Source organism: Dyella sp., from assembly GCF_051962475.1.
In the GTDB taxonomy this organism is placed as follows: Bacteria; Pseudomonadota; Gammaproteobacteria; order Xanthomonadales; family Rhodanobacteraceae; genus Dyella_A.
The window spans coordinates 1-16,366 of sequence record NZ_JBQCCF010000006.1 but is presented as its reverse complement, the minus strand read 5'-3'; the positions used below and the strand labels follow the sequence as shown (position 1 = coordinate 16,366).

Below are 16,366 nucleotides of genomic sequence, written 5' to 3'. Positions count from 1 at the left end.
ACCATGAGCAAGCAAGGACGGGCGCCGTTGCGGCGCCGCATGCCATTGATGATTGCCGCCGCCCTCGGGCTGGCCGGTTGCGGCGGCGGGGGCGGCAACGTGCGTCCCACCGCCAGCACACCGCCGCCAGCACCCCCGGCGAGCACGCCGCAGCCGGACATCGACGCGCATCTCGCCCTCACCGACGCCTATGCGGCGCATACGGCCGGCTTCACCGGGGCAGGGATCACCATCGGCATGGTCGACACCGGCATCAACCCGAACCATCCGGCACTGGCCGGACGGGTCAAGGCGCTGCTGGTGTACGTGGATCCGGCCACCAACGACACCAGCAAGGGCGACGTGGTCGGTCACGGCACCTGGACCTCGCAGATCGCCGCGGGGCGTCCGTTCGGCCAATGGCCCGGAGGCATCGCGCCGGACGCCACGCTGGTGTCGGCGCGCATCATCAACGACAAGCCGCCGAAGGACGACGGCACCGGCCAGGGCAACAAGGTGGAGCCGTCCGACGCGGACTTCTTCGGCCAGACCCTGCTGCCGGACCTGATCGGCCAGGGCGTGCAGGTGATGAACAACTCCTGGGGCGGGCTGTACTTCGACCCATCCAACGCCGCCGCGGTGGGCACCGCCTTCGCCAATGCGTTCCGTCCGTTCGTGATCGATCACGACGGCCTGGTGGTGTTCGCCACCGGCAACGAAGGCCTCACCGAACCGTCGGACACCGCCGCCATTCCTTACTATGCGCCCGACCTGGAGCGCGGCTGGCTGGCGGTGGCGGCACTCGATTCGGTGAACCCATCCAAGCAGCAGCTGGCCAGCTATTCCAATGCCTGCGGCAAGGCGATGAACTACTGCCTGGTGGCACCGGGCGACGTGATCGTCACCGGCGCCAACGACACCGCCGGCAACCCGGACTACTACTTCGTGCAGGGCACATCGTTCTCCACTCCGGCGGTGGCCGGCGCAGCGGCCGACGTGTGGCAGGCGTTCCCATACTTCAACAACGATCTCGTGCGGCAGACCCTGCTCGGCACCGCGAAGGATCTTGGCGCGCCGGGCGTGGATGCCACCTTTGGCTACGGCCTGCTCGATGTCGGCAAGGCGGTGAAGGGGCCGGCGCAGTTCAACTGGGGCGACGTGACGGTGAGCTTCACCGGCGCATCGAGCTGGGACAATCCGATCTCCGGCGCAGGTGGCCTGATCAAGCAGGGCTCGGGCACGCTTACGCTGAGTCAGCCGTCCAGCTACACCGGCCTGACCCAGGTGCAGGGCGGTGGCCTGGTCGCCGACTCGCTGGCGGGCAGCGTGGACATCGCCACGCTCGCGGCCTTCGGCGCCAACCACGTCGGCGGCAACGTCACCAACGCGGGCACGCTGGACCTGGGCAACGCCGGCGGCACCACGGTGGGCGGCAACTACGTGCAGCAGGCCGGCGGCCGGCTCGCGCTTTCGCTGGGTTCGTCGCTCACCGTCAGCGGCACCGCCACGCTCAACGGCGGCGACCTCTACGTCTACGACAAGAACAGCAACTACACGATCAACTCGCACACCACCGTGCTCACGGCGGCACAGGGCCTGAGCGGCACGTTCGACGCGCTCAACAAACCGAGCAACGTGCTGCTCACCGCCACGCTCAACTACGACGCCAGCAGCGCCTGGCTCGACGTGTCGCAGGTGAACGTCACGCAGGTTTCCGGAACCAGCTACACGGCGGCCTCGTTCGGTGCGGCGCAGCGCGTGCAGGGTGCGTTCGACCAGCTCAATGCGCAGTTCGCCGGGGTGGGCGCGGCCGCGCCGGCGACCAGCGACTTCGTCGCCGGCGCTGCCAGCCTGCAGCACGTGATGAGCACGGCCGCGCTGCAAAGCTCGCTGCAGAGCCTGTCCGGCCAGCTGCACGCGGCCAGCGCGGCGATGACCTTCGAGGCGATCGACGCCGGCACGCGCGCGCTGTCCGATCACGTCGACCAGTTGCTCGACGGCCCCCAGGCCAGCGCCTGGAGCCAGAACCTCGGCTACCACGGTTCGATGTCGCGCGCCGGTTACGGCAACGTGGGCGTGGACCTCAGCGGCTGGATGACCGGTGCGGATCGTCGCCTCGGTGCCAACGGCTTCGCTGGCTACGCGATCAGCCAGGCCGATGGCCTGGGTCGCTTGGCCGAGTCGGCCGACCAGGGCCGCAGCCACGCGATGGAAGCGATGCTCTATAGCGGCGTGGTGAAGAACGCCTGGTACGCGGTCGGCCGCTTCGGCGTGGGCCATTACCGCGAGACGATGCGCCGCGCCGTGCAGCTGGGCAGCTTCGGCGCCGGCGTGGCCAGCAACACCAACGGCCGCTACGGCGTGGCATACGGCGAAAGCGGCTACCGCTTCGGTGGTGGCGGGATGCATCTCACGCCCTACGCCAACCTGCAGTACGCGCAGATCCGCCGCGACGCCTTCAGCGAAACCGGCGGCAGCGGCTTCGGTCTGAAGACACCCTCGCAGACCATCGCACGCTGGCAGGCGGGCGTCGGCCTGCGCGCCAGCCAGGGTTGGGCGCTGGGCAACGGCTCACGCCTGGAGTGGACCGGCCACATGCAATGGCAGCGCGCGTTCGGCTTGCGCGGCGACGTGTTCGAGGCCAGCTTCACCGGTGTGGACCAATGGGCGCCGGTGGGCGGCATCGGCGTGGCTCGCTATGGCGGAATGATCGGTACCGGGCTGGACTGGACGCTCTCGCCGCGCAGCCGCTTCGGGCTGGGTGTGGACCAGTACCTGGGCCAGCGCGACCACGCGCGCATGGCGACGGTGAACTACCAGCTGACGTTCTGACGGCGGCGTCGCCGCAATGTAACGAAAACGGCCCGCATCGCGCGGGCCGTTTTCGTTGGCGAAGCGAGGTGACCGATCAGCTCTTGCCGTGGAACAGCTCGCGGCCGATCAGCATGCGACGGATCTCGTTGGTGCCGGCGCCGATCTCGTACAGCTTGGCGTCACGCAGCAGGCGGCCAGCCGGGAACTCGTTGATGTAGCCGTTGCCGCCCAGCGCCTGGATCGCCTCCAGCGCCACCTTCACCGCGTTGGTGGAGGCGTTGAGCAGGCAGGCGGCCGGGTCGATGCGCGACTTCACGCCTGAGTCGAACTGCTGCGCCACCATGTAGGCGAAGCCGCGCGAGGACTGCAGCGCGGTGTACATGTCGGCCACCTTGGCCTGCATCATGCCGAAGGTGCCGATCGGCGCGTTGAACTGCTTGCGCTCGCGCACGTAGGGCAGGGTGAGGTCCATCGCCGCCTGCATCAGGCCGATCGGGCCGCCGGAAAGCACCAGTCGCTCGGTGTCCAGGCCGCTCATCAGCACGCGCACGCCCTCGTTGACCTCGCCGACGATGTTCTCCTCGGGAATCTCGCAATCCTCGAACACCAGCTCGCAGGTATTGGAGCCGCGCATGCCGAGCTTGTCGAGCTTCTGCGCCGTGGAGAAACCCTTCATGCCCTTCTCGACGATGAAGGCGGTCATGCAGCGGCTGCCGGCGGCGCGCGGCGCCGTGCGCATGTACACCAGCAGCACGTCGGCGTCCGGTCCGTTGGTGATCCACATCTTCGAGCCGTTAGCCACCCACACGTCGCCCAGCTTCTCGGCGCGGCAGCTCATCGAGCCGACCACGTCGGAGCCGGCGCCCGGCTCGCTCATCGCCAGCGCGCCGACGTACTCGCCCGAGCACAGCTTGGGCACGTATTTCCGGCGCTGCGCTTCGTTGCCGTTGTGGAAGATGTTGTTGACGCAGAGGTTGGAGTGCGCGCCGTAGGACAGGCCGACCGAGCCGGAGGCGCGGGAGATCTCCTCCATCGCCACCATGTGCGCCAGGTAACCCATGTCGCTGCCGCCGTATTCGCCCGGTACGGTGACGCCGAGCAGGCCGAGCTCGCCGAACTTGCGCCACAAGTCATCCGGAAACGCGTTGTTGCGATCGATGTGATCGGCGCGCGGCGCGATCTCCTTTTCCGCGAAGGCGTGCACGGTCTCGCGCAGCAGGTCGAGGTCTTCGCCGAGGGGGAACGGACGCATGCGGTGCAACTCCATGGCAGGTGGAAAACCGATCCATGGTAGCGCGCGCGGTGCATCCGGCCTTGGCGCGACGCACAACGCGGCGGCCATCGGCCAGCGGCGATCAACCTTCGCTCAGCGCCTGCGCATGCGCGCGCAAACGCTGATGCAACGCCATCACCCGGGCCAACTGGCCCAGCACGAAGCGCGTGGTGTCGTCCGCCTCGGTCACCGCTTCGCAGGCGCCTGCGACATCGCGTGCCGTCGAGGCATGGCCGTCAAGCGCATCGGCAAAGCCATCCAGCGCGGCCACCACCCGTTCGCCTTCGTGGTGGATCGAGCCCGCGGTCGCCTGCGGCGTCACGGGCCGATGTGCGCCCAGCGACGACAGCTGCCCCAGCAGCGCGTGCGCGTCGGTGAGAAAGCGCAGCATCGCCTCGCGGCTGGCCGGCATGCGATCGGGTTCGCGCAGCATGTCCGCAAGCAGGCCACTGAGCGCAGCGTCGGCGTTGTGGGCGTCGCGTCGGGCGATACGGTAGGGCAGGTCGTCGCGCTTGCCGCTGGCGTACTGGTCGAGGATCTGCGCGAGGTAGCGCGCGTCGCTGCGCATCGCCTCGGCCAGCACGCGATCGAGGCGCCGGCCGCGCCATTCCGGCAGTACCGTATAGATCGCCAGCGCGGCGATGCCGGCGCCGAGCAGGGTGTCGAGCAGGCGCGGCCACATCACCGCGTCGCCGCTGCCGATCTGGTTGAAGCACAACATCACGAACAGCGTGATCGACGCCGTCGCCAGCGTGTAGCGGCGCTGACGCGCGGCGAAGAAAGCCACGCCGGTGAGCACGATCAGCGCCATCTGCGCCAGCCCGAACGGCGCGAGCTTCAGCGTCGCCCAGCCGGCCAGTAAGCCGAGCACGGTGCCGACCACGCGCTGCAGCAGCAGGCGCTGCGTGGCGCCATAGCTGGGCTGGCACACCAGCAGGGTAGTCAGAAGAATCCAGTAGCCATGGCGCGGATGCAGCGCGAGCAGCACGCCGTAGCCGGCCAGCAGCGCCAGCGACAGCCGCACCGCGTGGCGGAAATGCATCGAGCGCGGGGTGAGCTGGATACGGATGCGCGCCCATGCCTGCGCCAGCGACTGCGGACCGGGATCCTGCAGGGCGCCGGCGGCTCGTTCGGCGTTGGGCGCGCCTGCGTCCTCGTCCAGCAGCGCCTGGATGGCCGCCAGGTTGCGCACGAGCGCATCGAGCGAGCGGGTGATGTCCGCCTCCGGCGCGTGCCGCGGGTGCTGCGTGACGACGTCGATCGCCTCGCGCAGGTCGCGCAGCGCGGCGCCCGGCTGCGGATCGTGCGACAGCGGCGTGCGCAGTCGCAGAGACTCGGCACGCGCGCGGCATCCCGTGGCCTGCAGCCGCAACTGGTGGGCGCAGCGAAACAGCACGTCGGAGTGGAACAGCGCCTCGGCCAGCGCGTCGTACGGATGATGGGTGGAGCTGGCGCGTTCGTGGATGTCCTGCGCCATGAAGTACAGCTGCAGCCGCGCTGCCGTGCCGCCGCGCGGGCGACGCGTGCCGATGCGATCCACCAGCACCAGCCGGGTGGCGTTGAGCGCCTGCACCACGCGCTCGTTGCGCATGGCCAGCGCCAGCTGCAGCGCATCGCGATCCACCCCGTGCACCGGCGCGAACAGCGCCGCCTTGGCATCGAGGTAGTCGGCCAGTGCATCGAACAGCCGGGCCAGCGCCAGCCGCAGCGCCTGCTGCGGTGCCAGCGCGCTCCACAGCAGCGATAGCACGCCGTACCAGGCGGCGCCGGCCAGCAGCAGGAGCGGTTCGCGCAGCGGATCGAACCGGGTGCCCGCTGCCGCATCGACGCCGATCATCGTGTACACCGACAGGATCAGCGTGGCGCCGGCGATGGTGGCGTAGCGTCCGCTGACCGCGCCGAGCATGACCAGCGCGAAGGTAGCCAGAGGCAGCCCGAGCGCGAACAGCCACGGCGAGGGCAGCAGCCATTCCACCGCGATCGAGGCAGCGGCAAAGCAGCCGAGCGTGACCAGCAGCGTCCCCAGCCGGTTGCGCCAGTGGTCCTCGGTCTCCGCCAGTGCGCAGGCGATGGCGCCGAGCAGGGCGGGGATTACCGCGGCTCGCTCGCCGCGTGCCAGGCACCACGCCACGATGCCGCCCAGCGCCAGGAACACGCGCACGCATTCGGCGTAGCGGTCCGAGCCGCGGAAGCGGCGCCAGGTGTGGACGAGAGCGGCGGCGGCAGGCATCCACGCGAGGATACTTCGGCCGACACCGTGTTTGCTGCAGCGCATAAAAAACGCCGGCACGAGGCCGGCGTTTTTCTGGTGCAGTGGTGGGTGCGCTTACTGGCCGCGCATGCGGCCCTGGAAGCGGGTGCCACCGTTGCCCATGTGCGGCAGCTTGATCTTGCCGATCAGCGCAATGCGCTCTTCGGCGAGGCGATCGGCCGCCTGGTAGGTCGGCACGCCCTCGGTCTTGCTGATCTCGAAGATGCGGCCCAGGTTGTAGTAGATCTGCCGCATCATGCGCATCGCGCGCTCGCGGTTGTAGCCGTCGATCTCCAGCGAGATGTTCATCACGCCACCGGCGTTCACTGCGTAGTCCGGCGCATAGAGCACGCCGCGGCGGGTCAGCTCGTCGCCGATAGCGTTGGTGGCCAGCTGGTTGTTGGCCGCGCCGCAGATGATCTTCGCCTTGATGCGGTCGATGGTCTTCTCGTTGAGCGTGCCGCCCAGCGCGCACGGCGAATACACGTCGGCGTCGACATCGTAGATCTCGTCCAGGCCCACCGCCTCGCAGCCCAGCTCGTCCACCGCGCGCTGTACCAGTTCCTTGTTGATGTCGGTGACGAACACCTTGGCGCCCTGCTCGCGCAGCAGCTTGATGAACTCCATGCCGACGTGGCCGGCGCCCTGCACGGCGTAGCTGTACTTGCCCACGTCCTCGTTGCCGTGCTTGAACTGCAGCGCAGCCATCAGGCCCTGCAGCGTGCCGAACGCAGTGAACGGCGACGGATCGCCCGAACCGCCATGCACCTGGTGCACGCCGGTGACGTACTCGGTTTCGCGGAACACGTATTCCATGTCGTTGACGTCGATGCCGACGTCCTCGGCGGTGATGTAGCGCCCGCCCAGCGAGTTGACGAAGCGGCCGAACGCGCGGAACAGCGCCTCGGACTTGTCCTTGCTCGGGTCGCCGATGATCACCGCCTTGCCGCCGCCCAGGTTGAGGCCGGCCACCGCGTTCTTGTAGGTCATGCCGCGCGACAGTCGCAGCACGTCGTTCACCGCTTCGGCCTCGGTCTTGTACGGCCACATGCGCAGGCCGCCCAGGGCGGGGCCAAGCACCGTGTTGTGGATCGCGACGATGGCCTTCAGGCCGGCGTCCTTGTTCTGGCAGAACACGACTTCCTCGTGATCCGTCTGGGCGATGGTTTCAAAGATCATGCGAACGGTGACTCCAGGTTTGACGGCGCCCGGGGAAGGCGGCCGCACGGGGTGGGACAGAGCCGCAGCGCGCGACCCTCTCCGGCGGAAACAAAAGCCAACGGCTTGAAAATCAAAGCCCCAGCGGGGGCTGGGGCTTGGTTTGGGGCCGGCAGTTTAGTACGTCCCCCGGGCGGTTGCTGCCGCGGCGCAGCAACCGGGGTGGGTCAGGTCATCGCACCCAATGGCCGCGCTCGAAGCGCCAGTGCCGTCCGTGATGCACCCAGTGCTCCGGTACGTAGCGGTAGCCCGGGCGGGTTCGCACCCAGTAACCGCCCACCCACACATGGCGACGGGCATGCGGCTCCCAGCGCCAGTAGCCCGGCGCCCACACATAGCCGCGGCGCGGCGGCGGCACCCGCACGTAGCGCGGCGGCGGCGGGGGCACGCCCACCGAAATGCCCACCGATACCTGGGCGGCGCTGGCCGGCGGGGCATAGCTGGCACCTGTGGTGGCGGCCACCGCCAGAGCGGCGAGCAGGGCGAGCTTGCGGGTCGTCGTGATCATGGTGTCCTCCGTCTTCGCCGCGAATCGCGGCTGCCCGGGGAAAAACGAGCGGGTGGCGGCGGTGTTGACACCCGCCGCCCGCCGTATTCAGGCGACGGTCGGGTGCCGCTACAGGCGGCAGTTCGGTGCGTGATTGCCGGCGCGCGCCTTCTGCCATACCGGCAACAGTTGCTGCGCCTGTTGATCGAGCACCTGCGCGCGCTTGCCGCTGGAAGGATGCGTGGACAGGAACGCTGGCGGCTTGCTGCCACCCTGCGCGCCCATCTTCTGCCACAGCGTCACCGCGGCGCGCGGATCGAAGCCGGCCTGCGCCATGTAGCGCTGGCCGAGCACGTCCGCTTCGCTTTCCTGCGTGCGCGAGAACGGCAGCAGGATGCCCACTTCCGCGCCCAGGCCCAGCGCGGCGGCCGCATAGCCGGCGTTGGTGCCGCGGGTGCCGGCGTAGATGGTGCCGGCCGCCACTGCCGCCTGCGCCGCGTAGTTGTCCGACACGCGCTCGGCGCCGTGGCGCGCCACCACGTGGGCGAGCTCGTGACCCAGCACCACGGCGAGCTGATCCTGGTTGGTGGCCACCTTGAACATGCCCTGGTTCACGCCGATGCGCCCGCCGGGCAGGGCGAAGGCGTTGGCGGTGTCGTCGCCGACGATCTGCACTTCCCACTGATTGGCGTTCCACGGCGGCGGCAACTGGGCGATCAGCGCGTTGGCCACGCAGGTGGCGTAGGCGCGCTGGCGCGGGGCGTCGACAAACTTGCCCTGCTTGCGCATGTCATTGAAGGCGGTGATGCCCATCTGGCTCATCTGCGCATCGGACACGATCATCAACTGCGAGCGGCCGGTGGGCGAGGTCACGCAACCGGCCAGGACGGCGGCGGCAAGGGCGGTGGCGGCAAGGGCAGCGCGCATGGCAGGAACTCCCTGTGGATGGCAAGGCGTTCAGGATAGTCGCCGTCGGCGTCGGTGGCTCGTGTAGCGGCTGCTGGAAAAAGAACGAACGGTCGTGCTATTTTTCGCCCATGTCGGCCACACCTGCACCCACCAAGCGCGCCATGACGCGCGAACTCATCCTCGACCATGCCTATGCGCTGGCTACCCGCGACGGGCTGGAAGGCTTGTCCATCGGCAATCTGGCCGCCGACGTGGGCATGTCAAAGAGCGGCGTGTTCGCTCACTTCGGCTCCCGCGAAGACCTGCAACTGGCCGTGCTCGACGCCGGCGCGCAGCGCTTCGCCGCCGCGGTGATGGTGCCGGCGTTGCGCGAACCGCGCGGCCTGCCGCGCCTTCGCGCGATCGTGCGGCGCTGGTTCGACTGGTCGTGCGCGCACGCCGAAGGCTGCGTGCTGTTGTCGGCCGTCAGCGAGTACGACGGTCGCGAAGGCGCGCTGCACGACGGCGTGGTGCGCCAGCAATCGCAGTGGCGCGAGGTACTCGCCAAGGCCGCGCAGCTGGCGGTCGACGCAGGCCACTTCCGTGCCGATGCCGATCCCGAGCAGATCGCCTTCGAGATCTACGCACTGATTCTCGGCCTGCACCACGACGCGGGCCTGTTCGGCTTCGAGCCCGCCAGCGCGCGCGCCGATGCCGCCTTCGAGCGCCTGTGGCGCAGCTGGCAAGCCTGAGGAGCCCCCCATGTCATCAGTCCCCCATCGCGCCAGTCTTGCCATGCGCCTCAAGCTCGCCACCCTGCGCACCGGCTTTGCGCTCGGCGGACGCCTGGCGCCGCGGCGCACGGTGGAGCGCGCCGCCCGTCTGTTCGCCACGCCGTTTGCCAGCAGCCGCGCGCGGGCGCGGGCGGCCGAGGCCGATCCATCCATGCGTCAGGAGCGGCTCGTGGTCGACGGCGTCAGCATCGCCACCTATGTCTGGGGCGATCCGGCCACGCAGCCGTATGTGCTGCTGGTGCACGGCTGGTCCAGCTTCGGTCTGCGTTTTCGCCCGTGGGTGCAGCGGTTGCGCGCGCTCGGCCTGGCGGTGGTGAGTTTCGACCAGCCTGCCCACGGCCTCAGCGACGGGCGCTACTGCACGCTGCCCGAGTTCGCCGACACGGTGCGTGCGGTCGGGCGTCACTACGGCGGGGCAGAGCTCGCCATCGGCCATTCGCTCGGCGGCGCCGCGCTGGTGCTGGCTCAGGACACCACGTGGCGCGCGCGCCGGCTGGCGTTGATCGCGCCCGCAGCGGACATGGATGCCGCGGCCAGCCGCTACTTCCGCTTCGTGCGCTTGGGCGAGCACCTGCGCCGTCCGTTCTACGACTGGCTGGTGACGCGCACCGGCGTGCCGGTGGAACAACTGCAGATGCATCGTCATGCCGCCGCGCTGGGCCAGCCCGGCCTGGTCGTACACGACCTGGACGACGCCGACGTGCCCTGGGACGAAGGCGAGCGCTACGCCCGCCACTGGCCCGGTGCGCGGCTGTTCACCACGCAGGGCTTGGGTCATCACCGTGTGCTGGAGGCGCCGGAGGTGATCGATGCGGTGCTCGCGTTCGCCACGGGCGCCGCGGTGGGTGAGCGCGTGGTGGCCTCGCCGAACCTGCCGTTCGGCTTGGCCTGATCGTCGCGACGAGGCGCGCCCCTAGAGACAGCGCTTGAGCCGGCGGATGCTTTCGTCGATCGCCGGGCCGTCCACCGCGCCGTAGCCGAGGATCATTCCCTGGCGGCGCTGCGGCCCGCGATAGCAGGGCGACAACGGGCGGATCGAGACGCCCATCTCGGCCGCCCGCCGCGACAGCGCGATGTCGTCGACCTCGTCGGGCAGCAGCGCGGTGAGCTGCATGCCGGCCTCGGCGCCGATCACTTGCAGGCGGCCGGGCAGGTGATGCTCTATGGCGTCCAGCAGCGCCGCGCGTCGGATTGCATAGAGCACCCGCATGCGGCGGATATGTCGGGCGAAATGCCCTTCGCGGATGAAGTCGGTCATCGCCCGCTGCGGCAGCGTGGCCGAGCAGGTGTCCAGTGCGTCGCGCACCGCGCGAACGGCAGGCACCAAGTCCCTAGGCAGCACCAGGTAGCCCAGCCTTAGCGCCGGAAACATCACCTTGCTGAAGGTGCCCGCGTAGATCACCCGCGCATCGGTATCCAGCCCCTGCAGCGAGGCCACAGGCTTGCCGCCGAAGCGGTATTCGCCGTCGTAGTCGTCCTCGACGATCCATCGCCCCTCGCGCGCCGCCCATTGCAGCAGTTGCATGCGTCGCGCCGCGCTCATCGTCACGCCCAGCGGAAACTGGTGGGACGGCGTGGTGTAGACCAGTCGCGCGTCCGGGCCGCGGTGAATGCCTTCGGCCACGTCCAGGCCGTCGTCGTCCACCGGCACCTGCACCACCCGCGCGCCCACGGTGGCCAGCGCCTGGTGCGCGCCGGGGTAGCCCGGCTCTTCCATCCAGGCGCTGTCGCCCGGGTCGAGCAGGGCGTGCGCGCAGATCTGCAGCCCGTGCTGCGCACCGCTGGTGATCATGATCTGGCTGGCGTCGGCGCGCACCGCACGCATCGTGCGCAGGTAGTCGGCAATTGCCTCGCGCAGCGGCAGGTAGCCCAGCGCGTCGCCGTAGACCAGCGCATCGGTGCTGGCCCGGTGCGCGTGCCGGCTGAGCAGCCGCGCCCAGGTGTCGTGCGGAAAGGCATCCAGCGCCGGTAGGCCGATGCGGAACGCGCCCTGGCTTTCCAGCCAGCTCTGTTCGGTGGGCGCCATCGCTGCGGCGCGCTCAGCGATACGTCGATCCGGCGATGGCGCGACTGTGGCGGTTTTGCCGCGTCCGCGAGGCGACGACGCGGCCATGCCCAACGGGATCCACGCCGCCACGCAGGTGCCCGAGCCGTTGAAGGTTTCCAGGTAACCCTCGGCCTGGAGTTGCTCGTACGCGCTCATCACCGGCAGCCGCGACACCGCCAGTTCGCCGGCCAGGGCCCGGGTGGAAGGCAGCCGCTGGCCGGGTTGCAGCTGGCCGTCGACGATGGCGCGCCGCAGCCAGTCCGAGAGCTGTCGGTAGATCGGCGTGCCGCTGGCGCCATCCAGCACGATCGGGGGTAGCAGGCTGTCAGCGACGCGCTTCATGGGGAGCTTCCAAGTGGCTATGCAGGATCATAGCCAAGTGGCTATTCGAGTGAGCCACTTGGCTGCCTAAGGTGCACCCTTCAGTGACCGGCGGAGGTGGGGATGGGTAGGCAGCAGGCGGCGACGAAAGCGCGACGACGACCGGGCCGGATGGGGTTGGCGGGCGCCCTGTTAGCGCTTCTCGCCAGCGGGGTAGCGGCGCAGGACACCGCCACCGCGCGGCAATCGCGCGACGACGCCTGGTGGACCGGGCCGATGCTCGCCAATTCCGCCGAAACCCTGCCGCGCGGCCACGTGCTGGTGGAGCCTTACGTCTACGACGTGATGACCGATGGCGCCGACAACTTCGGCTCGCGCGCCTACGTGCTCTACGGCCTCACCGACAACCTCACCGTCGGCGCCATCCCCATCATCGGCTACACCGCCATGCACGGCGGCCCGAACAGCTCCGGCATCGGCGCGGGCGACCAGATCCTGCAGGCGCAGTACCGCCTCACGCGTTTTCAGGAAGGCAGCTGGCTGCCCACCATCGCGTTGCAGTGGCAACTCGGGGTGCCCACCGGCCGCTACCAGCGCCTGGCACGCGCCGCCGACGGCATGGGCAGCGGCGCCTGGGCGAACACGCTGGGCCTGAACGCGCAGAGCTACTTCTGGATGCCGAACGGCCGCATCCTGCGTGTGCGCCTCAATGTCACCCGCACGTGGTCGGGCCACGCCGATCTGGTTGGCGTGAGCAGCTACGGCACCGGCCCGGCGTTCCGCGGCAAGGCGTACCCGGGCGGCAACGTCTACGTGGGTACCTCGTTCGAATACAGCCTGAGTCGCCGCTGGGTGCTGGCCCTGGACCTCACCTACAGCCGCAACGATCCCACCCGCGTGCGCGGCGTCGATGATCCGCTGGCATCGCTGCCCGCGGTGCCGCGCCTGCCGGTGCAATTCGCGTCGCCGCGCAGCGAAGCGTTCGGTTACGCCCCGGCCGTCGAATACAGCTGGACGCCGAACATCGGCGTGTTGCTCGGCGTGCGCGTGATTCCCGGCGGCCACAACGTCACGCGCTCGATAACGCCAGCGATCGCCATCAACTACGTGCACTGAGCCGGGTCGGGTCGCGGGGACTCGCTCTACGCCGGCAGGTATTCCAACCAAGAAGGTGAGCACCATGCATACAAAAACGATCTTCCCGGCGTGCCTGCTCATGCTCGCGGCGGCGCTCGGGTGGCCGTCGCCATCGATCGCAGCCACGGCCAGGGGCGAAGACCAGCAGCACGCCTTCGATTTCCACTTCGGCACGTGGAAGACCGAGATAAAAAGCCGCGACGTCACGGCCGCGGGCGTCGGCAAGTGGACGACATTCACCGGCACGGTGATCGACCAGCCGCTGTGGAACGGCAAGGCCAACCTGGAGAAGATCGAAGCCTCCGGCCCGGGCGGCCACTTCCAGGGCCTGACGCTGTTTCTCTACAGCCCCGAGTCCGGGCAGTGGAGCGAGCAGTTCGCGGGCAGCGGCGACGGCACGATGCAGCCGCCCACCTACGGCGAGTTCAAGGATGGCCGCGGCGTGTTCCACGGCTGGACCGAGTCCGACGGCAAGAAGGTTCTCGAGCAAGACATCTGGTCGAACATCACGCCCAATTCCTACCACTACGAGATCGCCTCCTCGTTCGACGGCGGCAAGACCTGGGTCACCAACTTCGTCGCCCAGCTCACCCGGCTGAAGAAGGCCCCCGACTACGACACGCACACCACGCCGGGCACTGGGCCGGAGCACGACTTCGACTTCAACATGGGGCGCTGGTCGACCCGCATCCAGGCGGCGCTGCATCCGCTGTCCTCGCCTGGTGCGAAGAGCGGCCTCAACGGGACTCACGAGGTCTATCGCGTGTGGGACGACTGGGCCAACATCGGCCAACTCGAAGTCGATGGGCCCGACGGCCATCACATCGAGGATCTTGCGCTGCGCCTGTACGACCGTAAGACGCAGCAGTGGCGGGTCTACCTCGCCAACAGCGCCTCCGGCACGCTCGCCGCGCCGCTGGTGGGCGAATTCAAGGGTGGCGTGGGCACCTTCGTCGGCATGGATGAGGTCGACGGCAAGACCGTGCTGACCCGCAACGTCTGGTCGGACATCACCACGACATCGTGCAAGCAGGATTGGTCCGTCTCGACCGACGGCGGCAAGACCTGGGTGTCGACCTGGGCCTCCACCGATCGCCGGGGCGGCTGATCCGCCGGGCGCGATCATCTTCCGATCGCGCCACGTTGCTCCCTCTCCCCGCTGGAGGAGAGGGGCCAAGGCTTGCGGGGAAACCACCGGAAGCGTGTGGTGCAGCCCGTTACAGAAAGTCGCTGCGCGAGCTGCGCCAACCGTAGCCTGATCCATCCGCTTCCGAGCAGGCGCTATCGCCGCACCCGCGGATGCTGCCGTGCACCTACGCCGTACGCCTTCGTACGTGCGCTGCGGCAAGCGTCTGTGCGCGAACCCCTTTAGAATTGGGCGGTTCAAGCACACGCAGTCCGGAGTTGCCATGAGTTCGCCCGCCAAGCACGTCCCCGCCAGCGATTCGCAGCAAGCGAACACCCCGCTCGAAGCCACCCCGCTGCGCTTCGTTACCGCCGCCAGCCTGTTCGACGGCCACGACGCGGCGATCAACATCATGCGCCGGATCATCCAGGCGCAGGGTGCGGAGGTGATCCACCTGGGCCACAACCGCTCGGTGGAAGACGTGGTGCGCGCCGCGCTGCAGGAAGACGCCGACGCCATCGCGCTGTCGTCCTACCAGGGTGGCCACGTGGAGTACTTCAAGTACATGGTGGACATGCTCAAGGAGCGCGGCGCCGGCCACATCCGCGTGTTCGGCGGCGGCGGCGGCACCATCACGCCGGAAGAGATCAAGGAGCTGCAGGCCTACGGCGTGGAGCGCATCTACCACCCCAACGACGGCATGAAGCTCGGCCTCACCGAGATGATCGAAGACGTGATGGCGCGCGCCGGCAAGGCTGCCGCCGAGCACGCGCGCGGCCACGGCGGCGGCGTGCCGCAGGCCGACGTCGACAACGAAATCAGCATCGGCCACATGCTCTCGGCGATCGAAGAGGGCGGCCTCTCCGACGCCGACCTCAGCCGCTTGCGCAAGGAGTGGCAGCTCGCCGGCAAGCACACCCCGGTGCTCGGCCTCACCGGCACCGGTGGCGCCGGCAAATCCAGCGTGGTGGACGAACTGCTGCTGCGATTCCTGCAGGCGTTCCCCAAGATGCGCATCGCCGTACTGGCGGTGGACCCCACCCGTCGCCGTTCGGGCGGCGCGCTACTGGGCGACCGCATCCGCATGAACTCGCTGCGCTCGCACCGCGTCTACATGCGCTCGATGGCCACGCGTCGCCAGCACGCGGCCACCAACACCGTGCTGCACGACTGCATCGACTTCCTCAAGAGCCAGCCCTACGACCTGGTGATCGTGGAAACTGCCGGCATCGGCCAGAGCGATTCGGAGATCGTCGACCTGGTCGACTTCCCGGTCTATGTGATGACCAGCGAATACGGCGCGGCCAGCCAGCTGGAGAAGATCGACATGATCGACTTCGCCGAGCTGATCGTGCTCAACAAGTACGACAAGCGCGGCGCCGAAGACGCCTTGCGCGACGTGCGCAAACAGTGGAAGCGCAACCGTACCGCCTTCGCCATGAAGGACGAGGACGTGCCGGTTTACCCGACCATCGCCAGCCAGTTCAACGACCCGGGCGTCACCTGGATGTTCACTAACCTGTGCCGCCTGATGCGCGAGAAAGCAAAAGGGGGTCAGAGTCACCTTTCGGGCGGAAATCCGGACGGCAATCGGGACACGGGGTCGAAAAGTGACTCTGACTCTGACCCCCTTTTGCTTTCCTCCCCCGGTTGCGATTGGCAGCCTCAGCTGGACACCTCGCTGAAGGAACCGCGCGCCACCGTGCTGATTCCCGGCAACCGCGTGCGCTACCTCGCCGAGATCGCCGAGCAGGGCCGCGGCATCAACGCCTCCATCGCCAAGCAAGCCGAGCAGGCCAGCAAGGCCCAGCACTGCTACGAGGCGCTGAAGGAGCTGGGCGATGAGCAGCTTCCGAAACCGCTGGATCTCTACAGCAGCGACGCTCTGCATCCCTCTCCCTCCGGGAGAGGGACCGAGGGTGAGGGTACGCCCGCAGCGAACGCCTCCACGCAAGCTCCGAGGGGGGACAGCCCCCCCCCCCCCCCCCCCCGCAACGGGGGGGGTTGTTGTGTTATGGTTGTGGTTGATCC

Annotated in this window: 12 protein-coding genes; 6 read left to right on the top strand and 6 right to left on the bottom strand. The window is 68.8% G+C overall.

Annotated features, from left to right (window positions below; translation table 11 throughout):
- Nucleotides 1-3: 3 nt before the first annotated feature.
- Nucleotides 4-2,811: a S8 family serine peptidase gene (locus ACTHJF_RS00655; protein WP_440265356.1), complete on the top strand. Its 2,808-nt coding sequence runs from the start codon at nt 4-6 to the stop codon at nt 2,809-2,811.
- Between the two features lie 76 nt (nt 2,812-2,887).
- Here ACTHJF_RS00655 and ACTHJF_RS00650 read toward each other — a convergent pair whose 3' ends face one another.
- The 5 genes from ACTHJF_RS00650 to ACTHJF_RS00630 all read right to left on the bottom strand — a co-directional run bounded on the left by ACTHJF_RS00650 (nt 2,888) and on the right by ACTHJF_RS00630 (nt 8,949).
- Nucleotides 2,888-4,045 carry an isovaleryl-CoA dehydrogenase gene (locus ACTHJF_RS00650; protein ID WP_440265355.1) on the bottom strand — a complete coding sequence of 386 codons (1,158 nt, stop codon included), beginning with the start codon at nt 4,043-4,045 and terminating at the stop codon, nt 2,888-2,890.
- A gap of 103 nt (nt 4,046-4,148) precedes the next feature.
- Complete coding sequence (gene yccS / locus ACTHJF_RS00645; protein ID WP_440265354.1) at nt 4,149-6,296, bottom strand: YccS family putative transporter; 2,148 nt, start codon at nt 6,294-6,296, stop codon at nt 4,149-4,151.
- Between the two features lie 96 nt (nt 6,297-6,392).
- The gene (locus ACTHJF_RS00640; protein WP_440265353.1) at nt 6,393-7,496 is read right to left on the bottom strand and encodes a Glu/Leu/Phe/Val dehydrogenase dimerization domain-containing protein; all 1,104 of its coding nucleotides are present in this window, start codon (nt 7,494-7,496) and stop codon (nt 6,393-6,395) included.
- A 211-nt stretch (nt 7,497-7,707) separates the two neighbouring features.
- Nucleotides 7,708-8,043: a YXWGXW repeat-containing protein gene (locus ACTHJF_RS00635; RefSeq protein WP_440265352.1), complete on the bottom strand. Its 336-nt coding sequence runs from the start codon at nt 8,041-8,043 to the stop codon at nt 7,708-7,710.
- A gap of 108 nt (nt 8,044-8,151) precedes the next feature.
- Nucleotides 8,152-8,949: a M48 family metallopeptidase gene (locus ACTHJF_RS00630; protein ID WP_440265351.1), complete on the bottom strand. Its 798-nt coding sequence runs from the start codon at nt 8,947-8,949 to the stop codon at nt 8,152-8,154.
- Nucleotides 8,950-9,092: 143 nt separating this feature from the next.
- On the opposite strand from ACTHJF_RS00630, the gene ACTHJF_RS00625 reads away from it, so the two are divergent.
- Both ACTHJF_RS00625 and ACTHJF_RS00620 read left to right on the top strand, forming a co-directional pair.
- Nucleotides 9,093-9,662: a TetR/AcrR family transcriptional regulator gene (locus ACTHJF_RS00625; protein WP_440255504.1), complete on the top strand. Its 570-nt coding sequence runs from the start codon at nt 9,093-9,095 to the stop codon at nt 9,660-9,662.
- Between the two features lie 10 nt (nt 9,663-9,672).
- Nucleotides 9,673-10,596 (top strand): alpha/beta fold hydrolase, encoded by a 924-nt coding sequence (locus ACTHJF_RS00620; protein ID WP_440265350.1) that lies wholly within the window; start codon nt 9,673-9,675, stop codon nt 10,594-10,596.
- A gap of 21 nt (nt 10,597-10,617) precedes the next feature.
- Here ACTHJF_RS00620 and pdxR read toward each other — a convergent pair whose 3' ends face one another.
- Entirely contained in the window at nt 10,618-12,093 is a 1,476-nt protein-coding gene (gene pdxR / locus ACTHJF_RS00615; RefSeq protein WP_440265349.1) for a MocR-like pyridoxine biosynthesis transcription factor PdxR, read from the bottom strand.
- A gap of 255 nt (nt 12,094-12,348) precedes the next feature.
- Here pdxR and ACTHJF_RS00610 point away from each other — a divergent pair, with 255 nt between their 5' ends.
- From ACTHJF_RS00610 to ACTHJF_RS00600, 3 genes are all read left to right on the top strand, one after another.
- Nucleotides 12,349-13,188, top strand: a complete 840-nt coding sequence (locus ACTHJF_RS00610) for a transporter (protein WP_440265348.1) — start codon at nt 12,349-12,351, stop codon at nt 13,186-13,188.
- Nucleotides 13,189-13,252: 64 nt separating this feature from the next.
- Nucleotides 13,253-14,317: a hypothetical protein gene (locus tag ACTHJF_RS00605; RefSeq protein WP_440265347.1), complete on the top strand. Its 1,065-nt coding sequence runs from the start codon at nt 13,253-13,255 to the stop codon at nt 14,315-14,317.
- Between the two features lie 301 nt (nt 14,318-14,618).
- Nucleotides 14,619-16,366 (top strand): cobalamin-dependent protein (locus ACTHJF_RS00600; protein WP_440265346.1); only part of this gene is annotated, 1,748 nt, incomplete at its 3' end.

Excerpts from the sequence above, each read along its gene's own strand:
- ACTHJF_RS00605 (WP_440265347.1), top strand. The coding sequence starts at position 13,253 with ATGCATACAAAAACGATCTTCCCGGCGTGCCTGCTCATGCTCGCGGCG.
- pdxR (WP_440265349.1), bottom strand. The coding sequence starts at position 12,093 with ATGAAGCGCGTCGCTGACAGCCTGCTACCCCCGATCGTGCTGGATGGC.
- ACTHJF_RS00610 (WP_440265348.1), top strand. The coding sequence starts at position 12,349 with ATGCTCGCCAATTCCGCCGAAACCCTGCCGCGCGGCCACGTGCTGGTG.
- ACTHJF_RS00630 (WP_440265351.1), bottom strand. The coding sequence starts at position 8,949 with ATGCGCGCTGCCCTTGCCGCCACCGCCCTTGCCGCCGCCGTCCTGGCC.
- ACTHJF_RS00650 (WP_440265355.1), bottom strand. The coding sequence starts at position 4,045 with ATGCGTCCGTTCCCCCTCGGCGAAGACCTCGACCTGCTGCGCGAGACC.
- ACTHJF_RS00620 (WP_440265350.1), top strand. The coding sequence starts at position 9,673 with ATGTCATCAGTCCCCCATCGCGCCAGTCTTGCCATGCGCCTCAAGCTC.
- ACTHJF_RS00655 (WP_440265356.1), top strand. The coding sequence starts at position 4 with ATGAGCAAGCAAGGACGGGCGCCGTTGCGGCGCCGCATGCCATTGATG.
- ACTHJF_RS00635 (WP_440265352.1), bottom strand. The coding sequence starts at position 8,043 with ATGATCACGACGACCCGCAAGCTCGCCCTGCTCGCCGCTCTGGCGGTG.
- yccS (WP_440265354.1), bottom strand. The coding sequence starts at position 6,296 with ATGCCTGCCGCCGCCGCTCTCGTCCACACCTGGCGCCGCTTCCGCGGC.
- ACTHJF_RS00640 (WP_440265353.1), bottom strand. The coding sequence starts at position 7,496 with ATGATCTTTGAAACCATCGCCCAGACGGATCACGAGGAAGTCGTGTTC.
- ACTHJF_RS00625 (WP_440255504.1), top strand. The coding sequence starts at position 9,093 with ATGACGCGCGAACTCATCCTCGACCATGCCTATGCGCTGGCTACCCGC.